The sequence below is a fragment of the Pseudonocardia kunmingensis genome (assembly GCF_006716445.1).
Taxonomy (GTDB): Bacteria; Actinomycetota; Actinomycetes; order Mycobacteriales; family Pseudonocardiaceae; genus Pseudonocardia; species Pseudonocardia kunmingensis.
Map to the genome: position 1 here is coordinate 333,569 of NZ_VFPA01000006.1, position 22,851 is coordinate 356,419.

The following is a 22,851-nucleotide window of genomic DNA, read 5'->3' on the forward strand; positions in this document are numbered from 1 at the left end:
GGGACTCACCTCCGGGCCGCGGCGACGAGCCGCTGGGTGTAGGGGTGGTGCGGGTCGCGGAAGAGCTGGTCGGTGAGGCCCTGCTCGACCACGCGGCCCAGCTGCATCACCAGCGAGCGGTCGGTGAGCGCCTCGATCACCGCGAAGTCGTGGCTCACGACCACCGCGGCGACGTCGCGCTCGGCGAGCAGGCTGCGCAGGAGGTCCAGCACGCCGGCGGCGACCGACGCGTCGAGCCCGGTGGTGGGCTCGTCGAGCAGCAGCACTGTAGGGTCGGTGGCCAGCGCCTTCGCGATCTGCACGCGCTGGCGCATGCCGCCGGAGAACGTGCGGACCGGGTCGTCCATCCGCGACAGCGGCACCTCGACGCGGTCGAGCAGCTCGGCGGCGCGGGCGCGGATCGCGCCGTAGCTGCGCCAGCCGGCGGCGGTGAGCCGCTCGGCGATGTTGCCGCCCGCGGTGACGTTCAGCGCGAGCCCGTCCGAGGGGTCCTGGTGGACGATGCCGAGCGTCGCGATCCGCAGCCTGCGCCGCGCCGGCCCGTCCAGGGTGAACACGTCGGTGGCGCCGCCGTCGACGGCGGACAGGAACATCCGCCCCGCGGTGGCCCGCTCGTCGCCGACGACGCACCGCAGCACGGTCGACTTGCCCGAGCCGGACTCGCCGATCAGCCCCACGGCCTCGCCCGGGGCGACGTCGAACCCGACGTCCCACGCGGCCACGATCGCCCCGGTCGCCGGGCTGACAGCGGTCCGGTGCTCGGGCCCGGTGCCCGGGACGGCGGCGGCGCCCCCGGGCCCGTGGACCTTCCCGACGCCCTCGACGAGCAGCGCCCACTCCGGCCCGGAAAGTTCAGGAAAGCCACGTTCATGAACCTGTGGGACAGCAACGTGGCTTTCCTGAACCACGGCGGGGGAGCCCGCCCGCCGCGTCGGGTCGGGGAGCAGGTGCAGCGGGGCCGCCTTCCGGTGGGCGACTCCGTCCGCATCGCCGTCCACCACGCGGGCGCACCATTCGGTGTCGCTGCAGGCGAAGCGGCCCTTGCCGGCGTCGACGAGGAACGTGTCGTCCGAGCCGCAGCGGGCGCAGACCGCCTGGGCGTCTTCGACCTCGAACGGCACGTCGTCGAACGTCAGCGGCTCCACGTCGGTGTGCGGCGGGACCGCGTAGATCCGCTTCTCCCGCCCGGCCCCGAACAGGCTCAGGTGCTCCGAGCGGTGCAGCCGGGGCACGTCCCAGCGCGGGATCGGCGTGGTGGCCATGACGTAGCGGCCGCCGACGAGCACCGGGTAGCCGGTGGACTTGGTGATCACGCCGTTGCGGACGAGGTCCTCGTAGAGGCTCACCCACATCGTCGAGTAGTCGGCCTCGGCATGCATGCGGGCGCACTCGACCACCGAGCGCTGCACGCCGCGCAGCGGCTCGGGCACCGGCACCTGCAGCACCAGCACGTGACCGTCGGACAGCGGCTGCTCCGGCACGCGGTGCCGGGTCTGGATCATCGTGGCCTCGCGGGAGTCCGCCGACTCGGTGCTGCCGGTGCTGCCGGCGATGAGCCGGCGCAGGTTGGTGGCGTTGACGCCGGCGTCGTCGCCCTGGTCGATGACCTTGACGGTGTCGGTCTCGCCGATCACGGCGAGCGTGACCTGCAGGCCCCCGGAGCCCCAGCCGCGGGCCACCGGCATCTCCCGGGACCCGAAGGGCACCTGGTAGCCGGGCACGCAGACGGCGGTGAGGGCCGCGCGGCGGATCTCGCGCTTGGCGCCCTCGTCGAGGATCCCGGCGGGCGGGGCGGTGGCGTCGATGCCGGCGAGGAGGTCGTCCACGCCGGTCGTGGTCGCGAGGGTCATCGGCAGTCCCTTCCGGGAGGCTCGGTCGACACGCCGGTCGCGCGCATGGCCTGCTTGCGCTCGACCATCGAGCGGAACGTGACGTAGTGCGGCAGCTTCAGGTGCTCGAGGAACCCGGCGGAGTCGAGCCCGTCGGTGGTGAGCAGCAGCAGCTGTTCGAGCGGGCCGGTGCGGCCGAAGCGGCGGCAGGCGATGTCGAGGTTGGCCATCGCGATCGCCTTGCGCTCGTTGTGCCCGAAGCACAGGCCGTAGCCGACGTCGAAGCGCGTGCGGTCCTCGTCGGCGCCGTCGAGGTCCTCGATGGCCTCGGTCTCGGTGGCGCGGAAGCGCCCGATCTCGACCGGGTTGCCGGTGTGCGGGTGCCGCACCCGCAGCGGGAGGTGCCCGTGGCGGACCTCGCCGAGCGTCACCTCGTGGATGTCGCCGTCGGGGCCGAGGATGGAGCGGTACCAGAGCCCGACGAGGGCGCCGGTCTCGGCGCGCGCCATCGACGCGAGCACCGCCGAGCGGGGCGCCGGCGGGCGGGCCGGGCGGCGGGTGACGTCGAACGGCGGGGTGTCGTCCGGCGGCGGGTGCTCGACCAGCAGGTCCATCGACCGCAGGAACGCCGAGAACCGGGTGGGGTGGCGTTGTTGCGCGCTGCGCTCCGCCGCTGCCGTCGGCTCGGACGGGGGTGGCGCCGCCGCGGCCGGCGGGGTCTCGCGTTCCAGCTGCCGGCCGGTGTAGTCGGTCGTGCGGCCCAACAGCTGCGGGCCGTCGGGGGTGCGGTGGGCAGGCACGATGCGGCGCAGCACCACCATCTCGTCCGGGTCCACCGGCTCGGAGACGGCCAGCCGCGGCAGCGTGGAGCGGTGCGCCCGCACCAGGTGCGCGGCTTCCAGGGTGTCGCCCTCGGCCTGGCGGAACGCGTCGGCCGCGGTGGGCTCGTGGTAGAGCCCGGCCTCGCCCTGCACGCGGTCGACGGCGAGCCGGAACCGGCCGGTGATCTGGTCGGTCGACGCCCACGGCGCCGGGGCGTGGTCGCGGGCGTCGCGCACCAGCCGCTCGGCGGCGAGGATCGCCTCCAGCCCGCCGCGGGCTCCCGAGTAGCCCATCTCAGACCTCCTCGTCTTCCGGCTCGATCACGGTGGTGCGGGGCAGGCCCAGCACGGTGCCGTCCGGGCTCACCAGCAGCAGGTCGGCGCCGGCGGGGAAGGCGGCGCCGGACCGGGCGGTCACCAGGTCCGGGGGCAGCCCGCGGGGCGCGACCGTCCGGGTGTCGGGCACCCCGGGCCCGGACAGGCGCAGCGCCGGCCCGCCGTTCATGTCCGGGACCGCCAGCGCCACCAGCGCGGCGTCCTCCGGCGCGGCCGCGCTGCCGGTGCGCACGGTCGCGAGTTCGCCCGCGGCGAGCGGGCGCAGGGCCGCCACCAGCCGGGCAGCGGCGAGCGGGGCCGCCGGGGCGGAGGTCGCCGTGGTCAGGGCGTCCGCCCAGGCGCCGCCGGTGTCCCCGAGGACGCAGACCCCGGTGTCGAGGTCGGCGAGCGCGAGCACCGGCAGCAGCGCGGCAGGCACGTCGCCCGCCGGCGGCAGCGCGGCCGGCACGCCGGGGCGGGCGAGCGCGTCGAGCACGGCCCGGAACGCGCGCTGCGCGGTGTCCGGATCCAGCACCGGCAGCACCGGCAGGGCAGGCAGAGCAGGGGCGGTCACGTCAGCTCCTCGAACTCGACGACGGTCGGCGCGAGCCGCGCCCACTCGGCGGTGTCGGCCGCGGCCTCGCGGGCGGCCACCCGCCCGCACAGGGCGAGCACGTCCGCGGCGCGCGGCCGTCCGGCCTGCACCTCGGCGTCGCAGATCGCGGCGGCGAGCGCCGCGGCGCGGTCGTCGCCCAGGCGCATCGCCCACCCGCGGGCGCCGCCCAGCTCCACCTCCGCCTGTACGGCCAGCACGTCGCCGAGCAGGAACCGCTCGCCGGCGATCGGCTCGGTGACCTGCGTGGCCACGCATCCCACCTCGGGGGACCGCAACACGCGGGGTGCCACCCCGTCGGCCAGGCACGCGTCGGCGAGCCCGACCAGCTCCTCGTACCGCGCGAGCGCCAGCAGCGCCGTGCGCTCCTCACGCGAGACGTCCATGTTCCTCTCCTTCGGTGTCATCAGCCCTCGCTCCGCTCGGGGCGGCCGAGCCCAGCTCGACCACCACGCGGATCGCGTCCGAGCGCATCCAGGACCTGCTGCACATGACGGCGCGCCCGCTCCCGGCGTCGCGGCTCAGGCTCTCCACCAGCCACACCGGCCGGCTCGGTTCGATCTCCAGCCCGGCGCAGACCGCGGGTGGCGGCACGTCGAGGCTCACCCGGCACCAGGCGCGCACCGGCTCGACGCGCGCCACCTGCCGCAGGATCAGGTCGAGCGAGTCGGCGGCGTGCACGGCGAGGCCGAGGTCGGGCACCAGCTCCACCGGCACCCACTCCTCGCCGCGCGCCGCGAGCAGGTCGTCGATGTAGGACTGCCGGACGAGCCGGTGGCACGGTGTGCCGGCCGGCAGCCCCAGCGCGGGCGCGTGCTCGGCCGGCAGCGGCCGGGTCTCGATGCTCCGCACCACGCTGCGCGGGGTGGCACCGGCCGCGGCCACGGTCTCGTGCCAGGACGGGCGGCGGTCGTGGGCGATCGTGTAGTCGATGCGCCGGCTCACGAACGTGCCCGCCCCCTGCACCCGCCGCACCAGCAGCCGGCGCTCCAGCTCCTGCAGCGCGGCCCGCGCGGCCGCGCGGCCCACGCCGAACCGCCTGCCGATCCCGTGCTCCCCGTCGAGGCGGGTGCCCGCGGGTGCCCCGGCGAGCTCGGCGGCGAGCTCGTCGGCGATCTCCAGGTACCGGGTTGCCGTCACGTGATCACCCTGTCGGGTGGGCTTGTCCGAACAACTGCGTCGCCGGTAACGGGCGGGGAAACGGGCGTGAACGGGCGCGGAGGTTGTCGCGGGCTCCGGTGCGGCGGGAACCGCCGGAGCGCTACGCGACCGCCCGGCGCAGCCAGAGGGCGAGCAGTTCCACGGCCATGACCGTGGCGAAGACCAGCAGCATGATCGTCGTGACCACGCCGAACTGCAGCACCCTCGAGGCGTTGAGCAGGTAGAACCCGATGCCGCCCGCCCCGACGATGCCGAGCAGGGTGGCGGAGCGGATGTTGACGTCGAGCTGGTAGAGCAGGTGCGCCACCAGCGCGGGCGCGGCCTGCGGCAGGGTCACCGCGGTGAACACCTGCAGCCGGGACGCGCCCGTGGCCCGCACCGCCTGCTGCACGCGCACGTCGGTCTCCTCGAGCGAGTCGGCCACGAGCTTGCCGAGCAGCCCGACGGCGCCGATCGCGAGCGCGAGCGCGCCCGCCACCGGGCCGAGCCCGGTGATCACGACGAACACGATCGCGAGGATCAGCTCCGGCAGCCCGCGGACGACCACGACCACGGCGCGGAACGCCGCGGCGATCCCCGGTGTCGGGGCGACGTTGCGCGCGGCCAGCGCGCCCACCGGCAGCGCGAGCAGGGCCCCGAGCAGCGTCGCGGCCAGGGCGATCTGCACGGTGACGGCCAGCTCCGCGAGCAGGTCGGGCAGGATGCCGCCCGCGCTCGGCGGCCAGAACAGACCCAGCGTCGCCGGCAGCTCCACCAGCCCGCCCAGCAGCACCGCGGGGGAGAGGCCGGCCGTCGGCACCGACAGCGCGATCGCCAGCACGGTCACGGCGGCGTACAGCGCGGCCCGGAGGCGCCGGCCCGTCCACGGCGGGGTGAGCCGCCCGGTCGCGAGCGGGGCCGGTGCCCGGCCGGCGCGCCCGCGCAGCAGCGCGGCCAGCGCGGCGCCCGGCCCGCGCCTGCGGCCGGACTCGCCCGCCCCGCCCAGCAGCGCCCGGCGCACCGCGCCGGACACCAGCTCCACCACCACGCACAGCCCGAGCACGACGAGCGCGAGCGCCATCCCGCGCTGGTAGTCCAGCCGGCGCAGCGCGCCCGCGATCTCGAAGCCCAGCCCGCCGACCCCGACGAACCCGAGCACCACCGAGATGCGCAGGTTGATGTCGAAGCGGTGCAGCGCGGTGGCGACGAACGCCGGCAGCACGGCCGGCAGGACCCCGCTCACCAGCTCCTGCAGCCGGCCCGCTCCGGCGGCGCGCACGGCCGTGCGCGGTCCCTCGTCGACCTGCTCGATCGCGTCGGCGTAGAGCTTGGCGACCATGCCGACCGAGTGCAGCCCCATCGCGAGCACGCCCGCGGCGGCGCCGAGGCCGAACAGCCGGAAGAACACGATCGCGAGCACCACGTCCGGCACCGCGCGGGCGACGACGACGAGCGCGCGGGCCCCGTACCGCGCCGCCGGGGCGGGGCTCGTGTTGCCGGCGGCGAGCACCGCGACCGGCACGCTGAGCAGCACCGCGAGCAGGGTGGCGCACACGACGATGGCGAGCGTCTGCCCGCAGAGCACGAGCACCTCGGCGAGCGGCGGGAAGTCCAGCGGCAGCGTGCGACCGAGGAAGTCGGCGGCGTTGCCGGCGCTGTCGACGAGCGTGGCGACGTTCAGCCGCAGCTCGGCCACCGACCACAGCGCCGCGCCGAGCAGCGCGATCAGCACGAGCACGGCGGCGGTGCCGGTGCGCGTGGGCCGGGCGAGCGTGCCGCGGTCCTCCGGGGGGCCGCTGCGTTGCGCGGGGACGAGCGCGGTCACGTGGCGAGCACCGGTGCGCCGGCCGGGGCGGCGGACCGGCCGGTGTAGACCTCCATCGCCGCGTCGCGGTCCAGCTCGGCCACCGGCCGGTCCAGCACCACCCGCCCGGAGCGCAGCCCGACCACCCGCTCGCCCAGCGCCAGCGCCAGGTCCACCTGGTGCAGGCTGCACAGCACGGTCAGCCGGTCCTCGCGGGCGAGGGTGGCGATCAGCTCCAGCACCTGCGTCGCGGACTCGGGATCGAGCGAGGCCACGGGCTCGTCGGCGAGCAGGATCCGGGGCCGCTGCAGCAGCGCGCGGGCCACGGCCACCCGCTGCTGCTGGCCGCCGGACAGGGTGTCGGCGCGCTGGAAGCGCTGGTCGGCGAGGCCGACGCGGTCCAGCTGCTCCAGCGCCGCCGCACGCACCCGCCGCGGGTAGGTGGGCAGGCCCAGGCGGGGGCCGCGCAGCGTCCCGAGCGCGCCCGTGCAGACGTTCTCCAGCACGGTGAGCCCGCCGACGAGGTGGAACTGCTGGAACACCATGCCGACGCGCCGCCGCAGCCGCCGCAGGGCCGCGCCGCCGGCCGTGCCGACGTCGGTGCCGAGCACCTGCACGCGGCCTGCGGACGGCCCGTGCAGGCCGTTGACGTGGCGCAGCAGCGTCGACTTGCCCGAGCCCGACGCGCCGAGCAACACGACGACCTCGCCCGCGTGGACGGAGAGCGACACGTCGTCCAGCGCGTGCGCGCCGCCGTCGAAGCGTTTGTGGACCCCGGCGAGCTCGAGGACGACCTCCGGTGCGTGCGTCACGGCGATCAGTCCAGGCTCGTGCAGGACTCGGCCTCGGTGACGTCGCAGACGCGGCGCACCCCGTCGTAGAGCGCGTCGTCGACCGCGACCCAGCCCCAGCCGCGCTCCTCACCGGTCTCGCACTCCGCGGCGCTCGCGCAGAAGCCGTTGGCGGCGAGGTAGTCGACGTTCGCCTTCTGCGCGAACGCGTCGGCGATCGTCTGCCGCAGCTGCGGGTCGACGTCGCTCGCCAGCGCCACCGGTGAGCCGGCGATCGTCTCCGAGCGCCACACCGTGCGCAGCTGCCTCGGCTGCAGCTGCCCGGTCTCGATCAGCTGCGTGTCGACGATGGTGTCGTAGGCGAACCCGGCGTCGCACTGCCCGCTCGCGACGGCCAGCGCCGACGCGTCGTGCCCGCCGGCGAACACCGGCGTGACCCCGGCGGCCGGGTCGACGCCGGCCTCGATCAGGCCCGCGCTCGGGTAGAGGAAGCCGGAGGTGGAGTTCGGGTCCACGAAGCAGACGGTGCGGCCGGCGAAACCGGCGAGGTCGGTGATGCCCGAGTCGGCAGCCGTGATCCCGTAGGACTGGTAGCCCGGCTCCTCGCCCGGCGCGTCGACGCTCGCCGCGACCGGCGTGATGCCCGGGTCCTGGCCCTTGGCCAGCACGTAGGAGAACGGGCCGAACGTGGCGATGTCGATCTGCCCGGCGCGCATGCCCTCGATGACGGCCGCGTAGTCGGTGGCGTTCTGGAACTCGACCGTCGCACCGGTCTCGCGCTCGAGCATCGCGATGACCGACGCGTAGCTCTGCTGCAACGACGTCGACTCCTCCGACGGCACGGCCGCGAAGACGAGCGTCTGCGCCGATCCGGACGGTCTGGAGGAATCGGGCGACTCGACGGCGCTCTCACCGCACGCGGTGAGCGCGAACAGGGCCGCGCACGTGCCGGCGACGGCGGCGCGGCGGAGGGTGGGGGTCATGAGGGAGCTCCTGGGACGTGCAGGCCGGGGTGACGGACGGCAGCGAGCGTGATGCGGCCGGGTGCCGGGCCCGACACGTCCGGGTGGCCCGCGGGCGAACGGGGCCCGACGGTTGGGGGTACCGGGGCGGACAGGGCGCGCACCGGGATGTCGATAATGACGCCGGTGGTGGCCGAGGCCGGCGTCACGCGCGCCGCGACGTCCCGGACTTGTCGCGCTGCCGCCGCTCGCGCATCATCAGCGGAAAGAATGTGGAACCGGGTTCTGCTACGCGGAACTCGCACCACTGAATGTCGTCGTCGGAGCCGTGGCCCAGGTCCGTTTCCGGCACCCGAGGAAAGGGGACCACCGGCTGTGACCGACGCCACCGCACGCCAGGACGCTCCGCAGCGCATCCCGGTCGGCGCCCAGCTGGCCGCCACCCGGGTCGTCGCGATCCTGCGCGCCGAGAACGCCGACCGCGCCGAGGCCGTCGTCGACGTCCTGGTCGAGGCGGGCGTTCGCAGCCTCGAGCTGACGCTCACGACGCGCGGCGCGCTCGAGGTCGTCGAGCGGCTCGCCGCCCGCGTCCCGTCCGACGTCGAGGTCGGCGTCGGCACGGTCCTCACCGCGCAGGAGGTGGACCGCTCGGTCGACGCCGGTGCCACGTTCGTCGTCTCCCCGTCCGTGGACCAGGAGGTGATCGCGGCGGCGCTGCGCCGCGGCGTGGCGAGCTACCCGGGTGCGTTCACCCCCACCGAGATCGTCGAGGCCTGGAAGGCGGGGGCGAGCGCGGTGAAGCTCTTCCCGGCCGGGTCGCTGGGCCCGGGCTACCTCAAGGCCGTGCGCGGCCCCCTCCCGGACATCCCGGTCGTGCCCACCGGGGGCGTCGGCGCCGAGGACATCGGCCCGTGGCTCTCGGCGGGGGCGCTGGCCGTCGGCATGGGCGGGCCGCTGATCGGTGACGCCCTGTCGGCCGACGGCGACCTGGGCGCCCTCGCGGAGCGGGCCGGCGCGGCCGTCGCGGCGGCGCGGCGATGACCGCGCCGAGCGCGCCGCGACCCGGCACCGGGCTGGTCACGCTCGGGGAGACGCTGGGGCTGCTCGTCGCCGAGGACGTGGGCCCGCTCTCCCTGGCCCGCGGCATGCGCCTGTCCATGGGCGGCGCCGAGTCGAACGTCGCGATCGGGGTGTCGCGCCTCGGCGTGCCCGCCACCTGGATCGGCCGGCTGGGGCGCGACCCCATCGGCGACCTGGTCGAGCGGCACCTGCTCGCCGAGCGGGTGCGCTGCCTCGTCCAGCGCGACGACGCGCCCACCGCGCTCATGCTCCGGGAGCGGCGCACCGGCTCCGCCCAGAACGTCACCTACTACCGGCACGGCAGCGCCGGCTCGCACCTGTGCCCCGACGACCTGCCCCCGGGCGTCGTCGAGGAGGCGGGCGTGCTGCACCTGTCCGGCATCACCCCCGCGCTGGGGGAGTCGCCCGCCGCCGCGGTGCGCGAGGCGGTGCGCCGGGCGCGGGGGGCGGGCGTGCCGGTGTCGGTGGACCTGAACTTCCGCTCCCGGCTGTGGGACGCCGCCACCGCCGCGCCGGTGTTCCGCGAGCTCGCCGCCGGCGCGGACATGCTGTTCGCCGGTGACGACGAGGCCCGCATCGCACTGGAGATCGAGGATCCGGAGAAGTCCGGTCCCGAGGAGCTCGCCACCGCGCTGGCCGCGCTCGGCCCGGCCGAGGTCGTCGTCAAGCGCGGTCGCCGCGGCGCCACCGCGCTGATCGACGGCGACCTGATCGACGTCCCCGCGCTGCCGGTGCAGACGGTCGACAGCGTGGGCGCGGGCGACGCCTTCGTGGCCGGCTACCTCGCGTGCCGGCTCGCCGGCCGCGACGTCGCCGAACGGCTGCGCACGGCGGCGGTCACCGGCGCGCTCGCGGTGACCGTGCCCGGTGACTGGGAGGCCTCGCCGCGACCCCACGAGCTGGCCCTGCTCGGCGCCGAGGAGGATGTCCAGCGCTGAGCGCCCCACCCCTCCGACAGCGGACACAGGAAGGCAACGCCCCATGGCCACCGACGGCGCGCCGGCAGGCCGGGAAGCCGGTGGGCGGGTAGTGCTCGCGGGCCGCGGTGTCGACCGCGTCGAGGACGGGCTGCACACCGGGCCGGACGCCGAGGTCGACGACCGGTGGGTGCACGTCACGGCCACGGCGCGCACCGACCCGTTCCGCGTCCTCACCGAGGACCGGTTCAGCACGCACGGCTTCGGGACGCACGCCCACCACGGCATCGAGACCGCCACCGTCGTGCTGGACGGCGCGCTCGCGCACGCCGACAGCACGGGCGGCGCCGGCGTCCTGCACGCGGGCGACGCGCAGTGGATGACCGCGGGTCGCGGGATCGAGCACCGCGAGGTCGCCGCTCCCGGGCGGCACGTCCACATGCTGCAGCTGTGGGTGGACCTGCCCGCCGGCCTGCGCGACGCCGCGCCCGGGCACCAGGAGCTTCGCTCCGCCGACCGGCCCCGGTTCACGCGCCCCGGCGCGGTCGTCGACGTCGTGGCGGGGACGGTGGACGGTGTGGTCGGGCCGGCCCGTCCGGTGTCGGCGGTCCAGCTCGTGCTCGTCACGCTCGATCCGGGTGCGGCGCTGGCGCTGCCGGTGCCGCCTGCCCACCGCGCGTTCGCGCTCGTGGTGGCCGGCGAGGCCGCGGTCGGCGACGACCGGCCGGTCGGGCTGCGCCAGACGGCCTGGTCCGAGCCGGGCATCGCGGGCCACCTGGCCCTGCGCGGTGGGCCCGCGGGCGCCCGGCTCGTGGTGGCCAGCGGCCCCCCGGCCGCGGCCTCCGCCGCCCCGTAGCGCCGCTCGCACACCGATCGTGGTGCTGCCGCACCGACTGCAGTCGGTGCGGCAGCGCGGAAGTCGGTGTGCGGCGGGTCAGATGGTCGCCGGGACCGTCGGTGGGGCCGCGTCGCGCGGGGCCCAGCGGTGGTGCAGCAGCACGCTCAGGCCGAGCCACAGCATCGGCCATGCCGGCCAGAAGAACGCGACCGGCCCCATCGCCCACCGCGTCACCAGGAACACGGCGAGCACGCCGACGATCGCCGCGTGCACGGCGAGGCGGCGGCGGGCGGCGGCGGTGAGCGGGCCGCCGCGGCGGCGGGGAACCGGCTGCGTGGCGGGGTCGGGCTCGGGGCCGGGCAGGTCCGCCGTGAGCGGGACCAGCTCCTCGCGGGTGACCGCGGCGTAGGCCACGGCCTGGCGCTCGTCGGCCTCGGCCATCGTCAGGCGGCCGTCGGCCGCGGCGGCACGCAGCCGGTCGGCCACGGCCTCGCGCTCGGCGTCGGAGGCGCGCAGCCCGGGTGCGGGGATCGGGGACGTCGCTGGAGTCGTCATGCCCCCGATGGTCGTCGCGGCGCGGGCGTGGCGCGTCGGCCCGGCGGCGACATCCCGTCTACCCCCACCGCGGTAGTCCGGCTCAGCCCCCGGTGCCCGGCGGCGGCGGTGGCGGCGGGACGGAGCCGCTGCTGAGCTGCAGGACGACGGTCTCTTCGGGCAGGGCGGTGCCGTGCGGTGACTGCCCGACGACGGTGCCGGCCGGTGCCACGCTGTCGACGGTGCCCGTGGTGACGGGGAACCCGGCGCGCTCCAGCACGGCCCGCGCCTCGTCCCCGGGAAGGCCCAGGACGTCGGGGATGCGGGTGGCCTCGCCGCCCTCGACGTAGCGCGGGTCGGTGGGCGGGAGCGGCTGCACCGGCTGCCCGGCGAGCAGCGGCGTCATCGTGCCGAACCACGTCTCGGCCGGGGTGCGGCCACCGAAGATCGTGCCGCTGCGGCACGCGAAAGGAGCGCCGGGACCGTCGCAGAGCGGCCTCGGGTTCGCCGAGTTGTCGAACGTGATGACCGCGCCGGACAGGTCCGGCACGACGCCGAGGAACGCCGCGGACTGGTGGTGCTGGGTGGTGCCGGTCTTCCCCGCCATCGGCCGCATCCAGCCGACCTCGGCCGCGGCGCGCGCCGCCGTGCCGCCGGGCTTGTCGTCGCGGGAGAGGCCGGCGAGCAGGGTGTGGGCCAGTCCCGGCTCGACGGCCTGCTCGCACGGCGCCTCCGGCACCTCGAGCGGCTCGCCTGCCGCGTCGGTGACCGACTCGACGGGGGTCGGCGGGCACCAGACGCCGCCGCTGGCCAGGGTCGCGCCGACGTTGGCCAGCTCGAGCACGCTGGTGGGCGTCACGCCGAGCGTGAACGACGCCTGCTGCTGCGCCTTGGTGACCTCGGCGATCGAGCGGTCGGTGACCTCCCCGGTGCCCGGGTCCACGAACGGCGTGGTGGCCAGCGAACGCATGCCCAGCCGCACCGCCATGTCGACGACGTCCGGCACCCCGGTGAACTCCATCAGCCGCACGAACGCGGTGTTCGGCGACTGGGCCAGCGCGTCGGTCAGCGAGAGTCGGGCGGCGTAGTCGCCCGAGTTCTGCACCGGGATCGACCGGCCGCCGCCGTCGCGGTAGATCGGCGAGGCGTACCCGCTGGGCGGCACCTCCAGCATCGTCTCGATGCCGAGCCCCTTCTCCAGCGCCGTGGCCGCGGTGAAGATCTTGTAGATCGACCCGGCGCCGAGGTTGACCGGCTCGTAGGGCAGGCCGTAGCTGGTCTCGCGGGCCTCGGCGTCGAGGCCGAAGGTGCGGCTCGAGCCCATCGCCGCGATCCGGTGCGCGTCCGTGCCGGGGCGCACCACGGACATGACGTTGGCGGCGTCGGGGGAGTCCGGTGGCACCTCGGCGTCCAGCGAGGCGGTCATCGCGGCCATCGCCTCCGGCTCGAGGGTGGTGCGCACGGTGTAGCCGCCACGTTCGAGCTGTTCCTGCGGAATGCCCGCGTCGGCGAGGTGGGCGAGCACGTAGCTGCAGAAGAAGCCGCTCTCGCCGCGGGCCCCGATGCAGCCGTTGGGCCGGGTCTGCAGCGGCGAGACGATCCCGAGCGGGCTGGCCAGCGCCGCCTGCGCCTGCGCGTCGTCGATCATGCCCTGGTCCCGCATGAGCCGGATGACGAGGTCGCGGCGCTCGCGGGCGGCGTCGGGGTGGCGCACGGGGTCGAACCCGCTGGTGCTGCGCACCATTCCGGCGAGCAGCGCGGCCTGGGCGACGGTGAGCCGGTCGGGCGTCACGCCGAAGTAGGTGCGGGCCGCCGTGGCGATGCCGTAGGCGCCGTTGCCCCAGTACACCGTGTTCAGGTAGCGGGTGAGGATCTCCTCCTTGGAGAGCTCCTGCTCGAGCTGCAACGCGATCTGCACCTCGCGCAGCTTGCGCGCGGGCGTCTGCTCGACGGCCTCGAGCCGCTCGGCCTCGGTGTCGGCCAGTACGTAGAGGGTGTAGTTCTTGACGTACTGCTGGGTGAGGGTCGAGGCGCCCTGCTCGATGTCACCGGCGGCGGTGTTCGCCAGCAGGGCTCGCACGGTGCCGGCCCAGTCGACGCCCTCGTGCTCGAAGAAGCGGCGGTCCTCCACGGCGACGAGCGCGGCGATCATCGCCGGCGCCACGTCGGCGGCGTCGACGAGCTCGCGGTCCTGGGCGAACACGTACGCGATCGGGTCGCCGCGGCTGTCGGTGATCGTCGTCGTCTGCGGGAGGGGGTCGGCGATCAGGTCGGCCGACGCGCCGGTGAGGCCGTCGCTCGCCTGGTTGGCGGCCAGGCCCAGCCCGGCCGCGACCGGGTAGGCGAGCCCGGCGGCGAGCACGCCGGAGAGCAGGGACAGGCTGAGCAACATCGCGACGGAACGCAGGATCGGACGGTGTCGCACGACGTCCACGGTATCGGCGCAGTGTCACCGCCCGGTCACAGTGAACGCCCCGATCGCGGCCGCCAGCTCCGCGGGGTGGGTGATCGGCACCATGTGCCCGCCGGCCGGGAGCGTCAGCGCGCGGCCGTCGGGCGCGGCCGCGGCGAGCGCGGCGGCCCAGGCCCGCGGCGCGATGCGGTCGTGGCGCCCCCGCACGACCAGCACGGGGCAGCGGACGGCGGCCAGCACGCGCTCGATCCGGTGGCCGCGGGCCGCGTCCATCCCGCGCAGCATCCCGCCGAGGCCCGTGCGCGTGTAGTCGTGCACGAGCTGCGGGACCTGCCCCGGTCGCTCGTGGCGGGCCGTCCGCAGCCAGCGGGCGGCGAGCCCGGGCCAGCCGCGCGCCCGCGGATCGGTCGTCGGGCCGACCAGGACGAGGCCGGTCACGCGGTCCGGCGCCATCACCGCGGCGGCCGTGACGGCCTGGCAGCTCGCCGAGTGCCCCATCAGCACGGCCCGGGGGATGCCCAGCGCGTCGAGGCGGGCGAGCAGCACCCCGGCGAGGTGGGCGGGGTGCAGCGGGGTTCCTCGGCGTGCCGGCAGGCCGTAGGCGGGCAGCTCGACGACGGTCGCGGGGTGGGGCAGGAGCGCCAGGGCGTGACGGGGGACGGCGGCCGTGAGGCCGAGCCCGGGAACGGCGACCAGGCGGGGGACCGGCGCGCTCCGCGTCATTCGAGTACCGGGAGCCGGTCGGCCAGCGCGGCCACCTCGGCGGCCTGCCGGTCGTCCGGCCGGCGGCGCCCGGTGCCGATCAGGACGGCGGTCTCGTCGTCCCAGGGCAGCGTCCCGCCCGCGAGCGCCTCGACGGTGTCGCGCGCCAGGGTGAGCGCCGCCGGCGCGGGCGGCGGGAGCTCCAGCTCCGCGCCCAGGTCGAGGTGGTGCACGGCGAGCTCGACGGCCCACGTGGCGAGGAAGTCACCGGTGCGCAGCGCGCAGCCCTGGAACGCCACCACACCCTCGGGCAGCGACCCGGCCGCGTGGGCGAGCGCGTCGGCCGTCTCGCGCAGGTGGCCCACCGCGCTGGTGGGGGTGCGGTAGGCCGAGGCCATCAGGCGGGCGAACCGCACGTGCGCCACGCTGTCGGGGCCGGTCGGCGGCGGGAGCGTCCGCCAGTACCCCGCGGCGTCGGTGTCCGGGGCCGCGGTGGCGGGTGTGACGACGCCGAGCAGCATCTCCTGCAGCCCGAGGTGCACGTGGACGAGCAGGTCGACGGCGCTCCAGCCCCGGCACCGGCTCGGGGCGAGCAGCTGCTCGTCGTCGAGGTCGTCGACGGCGGCGCGCAACGCACGCAGGCCGTCGAGGAACGCGGCCCGTCCGGCGTCGTGCTCCACGCGCATCCGGCGAACCTACCGGCGGCGCGGTCGAGGCCCCACCGCGAGCCCTTCACGTGCCGTCCTCCCGGTCCGTCGTCTCCGGCGGGCGCCGTACCCGGCTCGTGGCACCCGGCCCGCCTGTCGTCGGGTCGCCGGTCTCGTCAGCCCTGCTCGACGTCGGTGCAGAAGACGTCCTCGGCCGGTAGGCGGCCGGTGTCCAGGAAGGCGACGGTAGCCCCGTCGGCGCAGGCCGAGCCCTGGTCGTAGACGTAGTGCCCGCCGTTGTCGACACCGACGAAGGCGGCACGCTCGCCGAGGACCTCGCGCAGCCCCTGTCCGGAGTCCCACGGTGTGGCGTGGTCCCGGCGGTTCTGCAGGATCAGGATGTCCCCGGGGCCCTCGTCGGTCACGGTGACCGGCTCCTCGATCGGGGCCTCCCAGAAGGCGCATGGCCAGATGTTGGCCGGCATGCCCGCCGTGAGCGGCCAGGCCTCGCGGTCGGCGGCGCTGCGGGTGGCGTACTCGGCAACGTCGTCGGGCCACTCGGCGTCACCGCAGGTGAGTGCCAGGAACATGGTCGCCTGGTTGTCCGCGGGGACGCCCGGGGTGGGCGGGGTCTCGGCGAACACCTGCTCGAGCACCGCGCCGCCGGCCGCGGTGAGGTGACCGTCCGCGAGGTCCGCGGCGGCCTTCCAGACCTGCGCGAGGACCGGCAGGGTCGCGTTGTCGAGGAGCAGCGCGTAGGTGGTGGTGCGCAGGATCGCTCCGGTCATGGACTGCTGCGTGCCCGGAACCCGCGCCGGCTCGCGGTCGAGCCGGTCCGCGAGCGCGAGGTAGGTCCGGGTGACCTCCTCGACGGTGCCGCCGAGCCCGAGGGCGTCGTTCTGCGCTGCGGCGACGGCGGCCGCGTCGGGGAACCGTTCGGCCATGCTCCTGCCCCAGCCCTCCACCTCGCCGGACCAGACCTCGGTGGGGTCGACGTTGCCTTCGAGGATCATGCGGTCGGTCTGCTCCGGGTACAGCGAGCTGTAGACCGCACCCAGGTAGGTGCCGTAGGACTGGCCCCAGTAGGAGATCTTCTCCTCGCCGAGCGCCTCGCGGATGCGATCCAGGTCGCGAGCGGTGTTGGCGGTGGTGAAGTACCGCAGGTCCGCCCCGGCCGTGGCGGCGCACCTGTGGGCTTCGGTGCGGGCCAGTTCGACGTTCGCGTCGATCGAGCCGTCCGCGGCGGGATAGGGGAAATGCCCTGGCACGCCGGCGACCTCGAGGCCGCAGCTCTGCGGGGTGCTGTGCGCGACGCCGCGCGGATCGAAGCCGATCAGGTCGTAGCGGTCCAGGACGGACTTCGGCAGCGTCGGTGCCATCGTGGCGGGCATGTCGAGGCCCGACAGGGCGGGGCCGCCCGGGTTCAGCAGCAGAACGCCGTGCCGCTCCTCGGGTTCGGCGGCGGCCAGCCGGGAGATCGCCACCTCGATCGACGTGCCGTCCGGCTCGTCGTGGTCCAGCGGGACCTCGACCGTTGCGCAGGTCAGCCCGGGATCCCGGGCCACTCCCCCCGTCGCCTCCGGGCAGGGTCCCCACTCGATCGCGGCGGCCTCGGCCCGGTCCGCGGGCGCCGGGCGGTCCTCCTCGTGCGCGGCGTCGCTACAGGCGGTCGCGCCGGCCACAGCCAGTGTCGCCGCCGTCAGGGCCGTGGCGAACCGGCGGCCCCGTGTCCGGCCGAATACCCGGATGATGCGTGTCGTGTTCATCGCCCTCGTTCTTCGATCCGGCTCTGCGGACGGCGTTCGCCCGGCGGCCCGTGTTGCTGGCGGCGAAGCTATCGAGAACGGGACGCGGCTCACGTCACCCCGGAGTGGACAGATTCTCCTCGCTCGCACGGGGGATGGGAGATTCGTCGAACACGGAAGTACCGGATGAGCGGCTGAACCGCCGTCGGTCTACCGGCTCTCGCAGGGCGTCGTCGGGATGCCGATCCGGTCGGCGAAGTCGCCGACCACGTCGCCCCCGGTGTTGCCGTGCATGACGTTGCCGCAGATCGCGCCCTGCGGGCCGGGGTCCTGCACCTTGATGCCGCCCCGGGCGTTGCCGGTGATCACGTTGTCGCGGACGGCGTTGCCGACCGCGTCGCCCGGCCGGTCCCCGCCGATGCGCACGCCCGCTGCCGCGTTGTGGTGGATGTGGTTGGAGCGGAACGTGTTGTAGGACCCGCGCGTGTCCATGGCCCCGGAGTTGCCGTTGCGGGGCAGTTGCCCGGTGCAGGTGTTGAACGCGACGTCGTTGTGGCTCGCGCCCTCCTTGATGTCGACGCATTCGCCGCCGTCGGTGTCGATGACGTTGCGGTGCACGCGGTTGCCGTTGCTGGCGTCGGGCTCCGGTGAGGGGTTGCGGTCGGTCTGCTCGGGCGCCGTGCCGATGTAGATCCCCTCGCCGTTCTGCCCCGTGCCGGTGTTCGGGACCGCGAAGTCGTACGCCCCGCAGGGGCCGATGCGGTTGTCGGCGACCAGGCTGTCGGTGGCGAGGTACTTGATCCGCACGCACTCGCCGCCCAGGTTCGCCACGCGCATGCCGAGGATCCGGGTGCCGCGCACGCCGTCGCCCGCCACGGTGCCCACCACGTAGACGCCCTTGTCGCGGTAGCAGGCCTCGACCAGGTCCGCGCAGACCCGGCCGTCGATCGTGAAGCCGCGCAGCGTCGTGTCGTCGTGGTGGACCTGGAACACCCGGCCCGAGGTCCCGGCGCCGCGCAGCACGGCGTCGCGCGGGCCGGCGACGGTCACGCCGGGACGCACCGTGGCGACGTCCTCGACGTAGGAGCCGGGGCTCAGCAGCACGGTCTCGCCCGCGCGGGCGTCGGCCAGCGCGCGGGTGATCGTGCGGAACGGGCGGTCGGCGGCGCCGGTGCCGCCGGCGTCGGCGCCGTGGCGCGGGTCGACGTGGTGGACCCGTTCCGGCGCGGGGGCGGGCGCCGCCGGGGCGGGGCCGCACACCGCGGTGGCGGCCAGCAGGACGTGCAGGGCGTGCAGGATCACCGCCGGACCTCCGGCGCCGGCCCGGTGGACGCGCGCACGACGAGCTCGGGACGCATCAGCAGCGAGCCCCCCGCGGCGGGCTCGTCCTGCTCGATGCCCGCGCGCAGGTGGGCGAAGGCGGCGTTCGCCATCGCCGGCAGCGGCTGGCGGATCGTGGTCAGCGGGGGCGTGGCGAGGTCGGCGAGCATGATGTCGTCGAACCCGACCACCGAGAGGTCCTCGCCGACCTGCAGCCCGGCGTCCCGCGCGCTCGCCGAGACGCCGAGCGCGCACATGTCGTTGATCGCGATGATCGCCGTCGGCGGGTTCGCGGCGGCGAGCAGCTCGCGGGCCGCGGCCCGGCCGAGGTCGGGGATGTCGAGGTCGCCGAAGTGGTCCTGGGCGCCGCCGGAGAAGAGCAGGGCGTCGGCCGCGGTGAGCCCGAACTGCTCGAGCGCGGCCTCGAACCCGCGGAACCGGGCACGGCGGTTGACGCTGCGCAGCGAGCCGGACACGAACGCGAGCCTGCGGTGGCCCAGTTCCAGCACGTGGCGGGTGGCGAGCTCGGCCCCGACGGCGTTGTCGACGCTGATGTTCACCAGCCCGGCGGGGTCGCCCGCCTGCGCCGTGCGGTCGAACGCGATCAGCCCCATGCCGCGCTCCACCAGCGGCAGCACGTGCTCCAGGGAGGGGAGCGAGGAGCAGAGGACGACGCCGCGGATGCCGTCGGCCCACAGCTCCTCGAGGTAGTCGCGCTCGCGGGCGGGGTCGCGCTCGCTGTTGCACAGCAGCACCCGGTAGCCGGCCAGCAGCGCCGCCGCCTCGACGTGGCGCGCGAACGTGCCCCAGAACGGGTTCGCGACCGACGGCACGACCAGCCCGATCACCTGGGTGCGGCCGGTCCGCAGGTGGCGCGCGGCGCCGTTGGGGCGGTAACCCAGCCGGGCGATGGTCTGCTCGACGCGCTCGCGCGTCTGCGGCAGCATGCGCCCGGACCGCCCGTTGAGCACGTTGGACACGGTGCTCGGGGAGACGCCGGCCTCCGCGGCAACCTGGTGGATCGTCACACCCATGGTCGCGTTCCTCCCGCGTTCCGCCGCCGTGGTGATCCTGCCGCACACAGCGGTCACCGGCCATGTTGATCGTTGACACCGTCCGCGAGCGCCAATAGCTTGTGCTGCATCGTTGCACCAGTGCAACGTTGCAGCACGATCAAACCACCCATTCGGCCGATCCACACCGCCGTGGAGGGAGTCCAGCGATGACCGTCCGACACCGGTCCGTCCTGCGGATCGTGGCGGCCGCAGCCGCCGGGCTGCTGGCGCTCGCCGCGTGCGGCGGCCCGGCACCGGGCGGCCCCGACGCCGGCGGCGAGGTGAGCGGCGAGATCAGCCTGCTCACGCCGATCTTCGAGGGCATCGACGGCGCCGCGGTGCTCGACCAGCAGCTCGCCGCGTTCCGGGAGCAGTACCCGAACGTGACGGTCAAGCCCGACTACACCTCCTACGACAAGCTCAACGAGAAGCTGACCACCTCGATCGCGAGCGGTCAGCCCTACGACGTGATGCTCATGGGCATCGGCTGGGTGCCGCCGTTCGCGGCCAAGGGGGTGCTGGCCGACCTCGGGAAGGACCCGGCGGAGCTCGCCACGCGCTACTACGAGCCCGCCGTGCAGGCCGGCGTCCACGAGGGCAAGGTCTTCGCCCTGCCGATCATGCTCGACACGCGGCTCGGGATCTACCGCAAGGACTTCTTCGCCGAGGCCGGCCTGACCGAGCCGCCGAAGAACTTCGACGAGCTGCGCGAGTACGGGCGGCTGCTCACCCAGCGCAACCCGGACGGCACCCTCCAGCGGGCCGGGATGGACGTGCTCTCCCTCGACATCCGCCAGACCTTCGAGACGATGCTGTGGGCCAACGGCGGCGAGCTGTTCACGCCGGACGGTCAGGTGGCGTTCAACTCGCCGCAGGGCGTGGAGGCGCTGCAGACGATGGTCGACATCATCCAGGTCGACCGCAGCGAGGACATCGGCTTCACCCAGAACAAGGCGGCCACCGGGATCGCGCTGGTGCAGGGCCGGGCGGCGATGATGATCGGCCACCACAACACGTGGACGGAGATGGAGGAGACCGCCCCCGACCTGATCGCGCAGGACAAGGTCGGCTTCTTCATGATCGCCAACGAGCGGCCCGCGATGTTCCAGGGCGGCACGCTGGCCACGGTCGCGGCCCAGAGCCGCCAACCTGCGGCGGCGAAGGCGCTGGCCGAGTTCCTGGCGAGCGAGGGGCCCGCGCTGGCGGCCAACGAGCAGCGCGGCAACATCCCGGCGCTGAAGTCGCTGGAGTCCTCGGAGTTCGTCCAGCAGAACAAGGCCATCCAGTTCGCGATGCAGAACCTCGACGACGCCCACTCCGAGGGCGGCGACCCGGGGTGGCTGAACATCCGCGGGCTGTTCAAGGCGCCGATCGAGAGCGCGCTGCTGGGGGAGAAGACCGCGCAGCAGGCGCTCGACGAGCTCGCCGCGCAGGCCACCGCGGCACTCGCCCAGGGCTGAGCGCGTGGCCACCACCGCATCCCCTCCGCGCGCGGCGCCGGCGCGCCGCGCGCGGCGCCGGCTCGGGCACGAGCAGCGCCGCGCGGCCTACCTGATGCTCACGCCCGCGGTCGTGCACCTGGTGTGGTGGATCGGCATCCCCACGGTGGCGACGTTCGTGCTCGCCTTCACCCACTACGACATCCTCGCCGGCACGATGACGTGGGCCGGCCTCGACAACTTCGTCGCGATCTTCGGCGACGAGCTGTGGCGGTCGTCGATCTGGCACACCGTCGTCTACACGTTCTTCACCGTGCCCGTCGCCATGGCGATCGCCGTGGTGATCGCGGCGCTGCTGAACACCAAGCTGCGCGCCAGGGCCTGGTACCGCACCGCGATCTTCATGCCGCACATCACCGCGACCGTCGCCATCGCGCTGGTCTGGATGTGGATGTTCGAGCCGAACATCGGGCTGTTCAACTGGGTGCTGTCGTGGTTCGGCATCCGCGGCCCCGCCTGGCTGGTCGACCCGGCGTGGGCGATGCCGGCCGTGATCCTCATGAGCATCTGGAAGGGCATCGGCCTGAAGATGGTCATCTACCTCGCCGCGCTGCAGGGCATCCCGCAGGACCTCTACGAGGCCGCCGAGATCGACGGCGCCGGCCCGGTGCGGCGTTTCGTGTCCATCACGCTGCCGCAGCTCGGCCCGGTGACGTTCTTCGTCTTCGTCATCTCGCTCATCGACGCGTTCCAGGTGTTCGAGCAGTTCTACGTGCTCACCCCGGACGGCGGCCCGGCCAACGCCACCACCGTCATGACGTTCGAGATCTACAAGTCGGCGTTCCAGCGGTTCGACATGAGCACGGCGAGCGCCCAGAGCGTGGTGCTGTTCGCGTTCCTGCTGGTGCTGACGTTCATCAGCAGGCGCGCGACGGGGAGGGACGATGTCCACTAGCGCCCCGGACCGGGCCCGGACCACCGCGGCAGCGCCCCGCCCGGGCCCTGTTGCGCCGCGCCGGACCCGTCCGAGCGGGGGCCGCGTCGCGCTGCACGCCACGCTGGCCGTGCTGTCGTTGCTGATGGTCGCGCCGTTCGTCTGGATGGTGCTGTCGTCGCTCAAGTCGCGCGCCGAGGTCACCGCCTACCCGCCCACGTTCCTGCCGCAGGACTGGCACTGGGCCAACTACCCCGACGCGCTGGGCTACGCCCCGTTCGGCACGTACTTCACCAACAGCCTCGTCATCGCGGTCAGCCACACCGTGCTCAACGTGGTGATCGCCGCCATGGCCGGCTACGCGCTGGCGCGCGTCGAGTTCCGGGGCCGGTCGCTCCTGCTGATGCTGGTGCTGGGCGCGATGATGATCCCGACGTTCACCAAGATCGTGCCGCAGTACCTGCTCGCGAAGACGATGCCGTTCTTCGGCGGCAACGACTTCCTCGGCCGCGGTGGCAACGGGTGGCTGGACTCGTGGTGGGTGCTGATCGTGCCGGGCGCGGTCACCCCGCTCGCGATCTTCCTGTTCCGGCAGTTCTACCTGTCGCTGCCGCGCGAGCTGGAGGAGGCCGCGCGCATCGACGGGCTCGGTGAGTTCGGCATCTTCGCGCGCGTGATGACGCCGCTGATGAAGCCGGCGATCGCGACCGTCTCGCTGATCACGTTCGAGAACAGCTGGAACAACTTCGTGTGGCCGCTGATCGTCACGCGGAGCGAGGACCTGCGCGTCATCCAGGTCGGGCTGGCCGCGTTCCAGCAGGCCGAGCGGACGCTGTGGGAGTTCCTCATGGCCGGCACCGTGCTCGCCACGCTGCCGATGATCGTGCTGTTCCTGTTCACCCAGCGGTACTTCGTGCAGGGCTTCGCCACTGCAGGGATCAAGTAGCCAGGG

22 protein-coding genes are annotated in these 22,851 nt (G+C 74.7%); 6 read left to right on the forward strand and 16 right to left on the reverse strand.

All coding sequences use genetic code 11. From position 1 onward, the window contains the following. Positions 1-5 precede the first annotated feature (5 nt). The 9 genes from FB558_RS38100 to FB558_RS45000 form a co-directional block, all read right to left on the reverse strand. Complete coding sequence (locus tag FB558_RS38100; protein ID WP_142062840.1) at positions 6-1,850, reverse strand: alpha-D-ribose 1-methylphosphonate 5-phosphate C-P-lyase PhnJ; 1,845 nt, start codon at positions 1,848-1,850, stop codon at positions 6-8. Next, on the reverse strand, positions 1,847-2,944 hold the full coding sequence (locus tag FB558_RS38105; RefSeq protein WP_142062843.1) for a carbon-phosphorus lyase complex subunit PhnI: 1,098 nt from the start codon (positions 2,942-2,944) through the stop codon (positions 1,847-1,849). The genes FB558_RS38100 and FB558_RS38105 overlap by 4 nt, the downstream gene beginning before the upstream one ends. 1 nt (position 2,945) lies before the next feature. After that, entirely contained in the window at positions 2,946-3,539 is a 594-nt protein-coding gene (gene phnH / locus FB558_RS38110; RefSeq protein WP_170231748.1) for a phosphonate C-P lyase system protein PhnH, read from the reverse strand. Next, a complete protein-coding gene (locus FB558_RS38115; RefSeq protein ID WP_142062848.1) occupies positions 3,536-3,964 on the reverse strand; it encodes a phosphonate C-P lyase system protein PhnG in 429 nt (142 codons plus the stop codon). Before FB558_RS38115 ends, phnH begins: the two co-directional genes overlap by 4 nt. Beyond that, positions 3,948-4,718, reverse strand: coding sequence for a GntR family transcriptional regulator (locus FB558_RS38120; protein ID WP_142062851.1), 771 nt, complete (start codon positions 4,716-4,718; stop codon positions 3,948-3,950). Before FB558_RS38120 ends, FB558_RS38115 begins: the two co-directional genes overlap by 17 nt. Positions 4,719-4,839: 121 nt before the next feature. Further along, positions 4,840-6,543 carry a phosphonate ABC transporter, permease protein PhnE gene (gene phnE / locus FB558_RS38125; RefSeq protein ID WP_142062854.1) on the reverse strand — a complete coding sequence of 568 codons (1,704 nt, stop codon included), beginning with the start codon at positions 6,541-6,543 and terminating at the stop codon, positions 4,840-4,842. Further along, a complete protein-coding gene (gene phnC / locus FB558_RS38130) occupies positions 6,540-7,334 on the reverse strand; it encodes a phosphonate ABC transporter ATP-binding protein (protein WP_142062857.1) in 795 nt (264 codons plus the stop codon). The genes phnE and phnC overlap by 4 nt, the downstream gene beginning before the upstream one ends. A 5-nt stretch (positions 7,335-7,339) precedes the next feature. Continuing rightward, positions 7,340-8,296: a phosphate/phosphite/phosphonate ABC transporter substrate-binding protein gene (locus tag FB558_RS38135; protein WP_142062860.1), complete on the reverse strand. Its 957-nt coding sequence runs from the start codon at positions 8,294-8,296 to the stop codon at positions 7,340-7,342. Between the two features lie 184 nt (positions 8,297-8,480). Beyond that, positions 8,481-8,627, reverse strand: coding sequence for a hypothetical protein (locus FB558_RS45000; RefSeq protein WP_246107060.1), 147 nt, complete (start codon positions 8,625-8,627; stop codon positions 8,481-8,483). Positions 8,628-8,650: 23 nt separating this feature from the next. Between FB558_RS45000 and FB558_RS38140 the strand changes: the two genes are divergently transcribed. The 3 genes from FB558_RS38140 to FB558_RS38150 are packed head-to-tail and all read left to right on the forward strand — an operon-like array spanning position 8,651 to position 11,128. Continuing rightward, positions 8,651-9,316, forward strand: coding sequence for a bifunctional 4-hydroxy-2-oxoglutarate aldolase/2-dehydro-3-deoxy-phosphogluconate aldolase (locus FB558_RS38140; protein ID WP_246107061.1), 666 nt, complete (start codon positions 8,651-8,653; stop codon positions 9,314-9,316). Continuing rightward, positions 9,313-10,293, forward strand: coding sequence for a sugar kinase (locus FB558_RS38145; protein WP_142062866.1), 981 nt, complete (start codon positions 9,313-9,315; stop codon positions 10,291-10,293). Before FB558_RS38140 ends, FB558_RS38145 begins: the two co-directional genes overlap by 4 nt. A 43-nt stretch (positions 10,294-10,336) precedes the next feature. Further along, complete coding sequence (locus FB558_RS38150) at positions 10,337-11,128, forward strand: pirin family protein (RefSeq protein WP_142062869.1); 792 nt, start codon at positions 10,337-10,339, stop codon at positions 11,126-11,128. Between the two features lie 78 nt (positions 11,129-11,206). On the opposite strand, the gene FB558_RS38155 is transcribed toward FB558_RS38150, so the two are convergent. From FB558_RS38155 to FB558_RS38185, 7 genes are all read right to left on the reverse strand, one after another. Continuing rightward, the gene (locus FB558_RS38155; protein WP_142062872.1) at positions 11,207-11,665 is read right to left on the reverse strand and encodes a DUF1707 SHOCT-like domain-containing protein; all 459 of its coding nucleotides are present in this window, start codon (positions 11,663-11,665) and stop codon (positions 11,207-11,209) included. Positions 11,666-11,747: 82 nt separating this feature from the next. Continuing rightward, the gene (locus tag FB558_RS38160; RefSeq protein ID WP_246107062.1) at positions 11,748-14,069 is read right to left on the reverse strand and encodes a transglycosylase domain-containing protein; all 2,322 of its coding nucleotides are present in this window, start codon (positions 14,067-14,069) and stop codon (positions 11,748-11,750) included. A gap of 24 nt (positions 14,070-14,093) precedes the next feature. Continuing rightward, on the reverse strand, positions 14,094-14,780 hold the full coding sequence (locus FB558_RS38165) for an alpha/beta fold hydrolase (RefSeq protein ID WP_142062875.1): 687 nt from the start codon (positions 14,778-14,780) through the stop codon (positions 14,094-14,096). After that, positions 14,777-15,445 (reverse strand): maleylpyruvate isomerase N-terminal domain-containing protein, encoded by a 669-nt coding sequence (locus tag FB558_RS38170; protein ID WP_142062878.1) that lies wholly within the window; start codon positions 15,443-15,445, stop codon positions 14,777-14,779. Before FB558_RS38170 ends, FB558_RS38165 begins: the two co-directional genes overlap by 4 nt. Before the next feature lie 137 nt (positions 15,446-15,582). Continuing rightward, on the reverse strand, positions 15,583-17,172 hold the full coding sequence (locus FB558_RS38175) for an alpha/beta fold hydrolase (protein WP_142062881.1): 1,590 nt from the start codon (positions 17,170-17,172) through the stop codon (positions 15,583-15,585). 189 nt (positions 17,173-17,361) lie between these two features. Continuing rightward, entirely contained in the window at positions 17,362-18,453 is a 1,092-nt protein-coding gene (locus tag FB558_RS38180; protein WP_142062884.1) for a DUF1565 domain-containing protein, read from the reverse strand. Next, a complete protein-coding gene (locus FB558_RS38185; RefSeq protein ID WP_142062887.1) occupies positions 18,450-19,505 on the reverse strand; it encodes a LacI family DNA-binding transcriptional regulator in 1,056 nt (351 codons plus the stop codon). Before FB558_RS38185 ends, FB558_RS38180 begins: the two co-directional genes overlap by 4 nt. 188 nt (positions 19,506-19,693) lie before the next feature. On the opposite strand from FB558_RS38185, the gene FB558_RS38190 reads away from it, so the two are divergent. From FB558_RS38190 to FB558_RS38200, 3 genes are read left to right on the forward strand one after another with little or no spacing between them, the layout of a single operon-like run. Beyond that, positions 19,694-20,986 carry an ABC transporter substrate-binding protein gene (locus FB558_RS38190; protein WP_142062890.1) on the forward strand — a complete coding sequence of 431 codons (1,293 nt, stop codon included), beginning with the start codon at positions 19,694-19,696 and terminating at the stop codon, positions 20,984-20,986. Between the two features lie 4 nt (positions 20,987-20,990). Beyond that, positions 20,991-21,920, forward strand: a complete 930-nt coding sequence (locus FB558_RS38195; protein WP_211367132.1) for a carbohydrate ABC transporter permease — start codon at positions 20,991-20,993, stop codon at positions 21,918-21,920. Continuing rightward, positions 21,910-22,845 carry a carbohydrate ABC transporter permease gene (locus FB558_RS38200; protein ID WP_142062893.1) on the forward strand — a complete coding sequence of 312 codons (936 nt, stop codon included), beginning with the start codon at positions 21,910-21,912 and terminating at the stop codon, positions 22,843-22,845. Before FB558_RS38195 ends, FB558_RS38200 begins: the two co-directional genes overlap by 11 nt. The last annotated feature ends 6 nt before the right edge of the window (positions 22,846-22,851 follow it).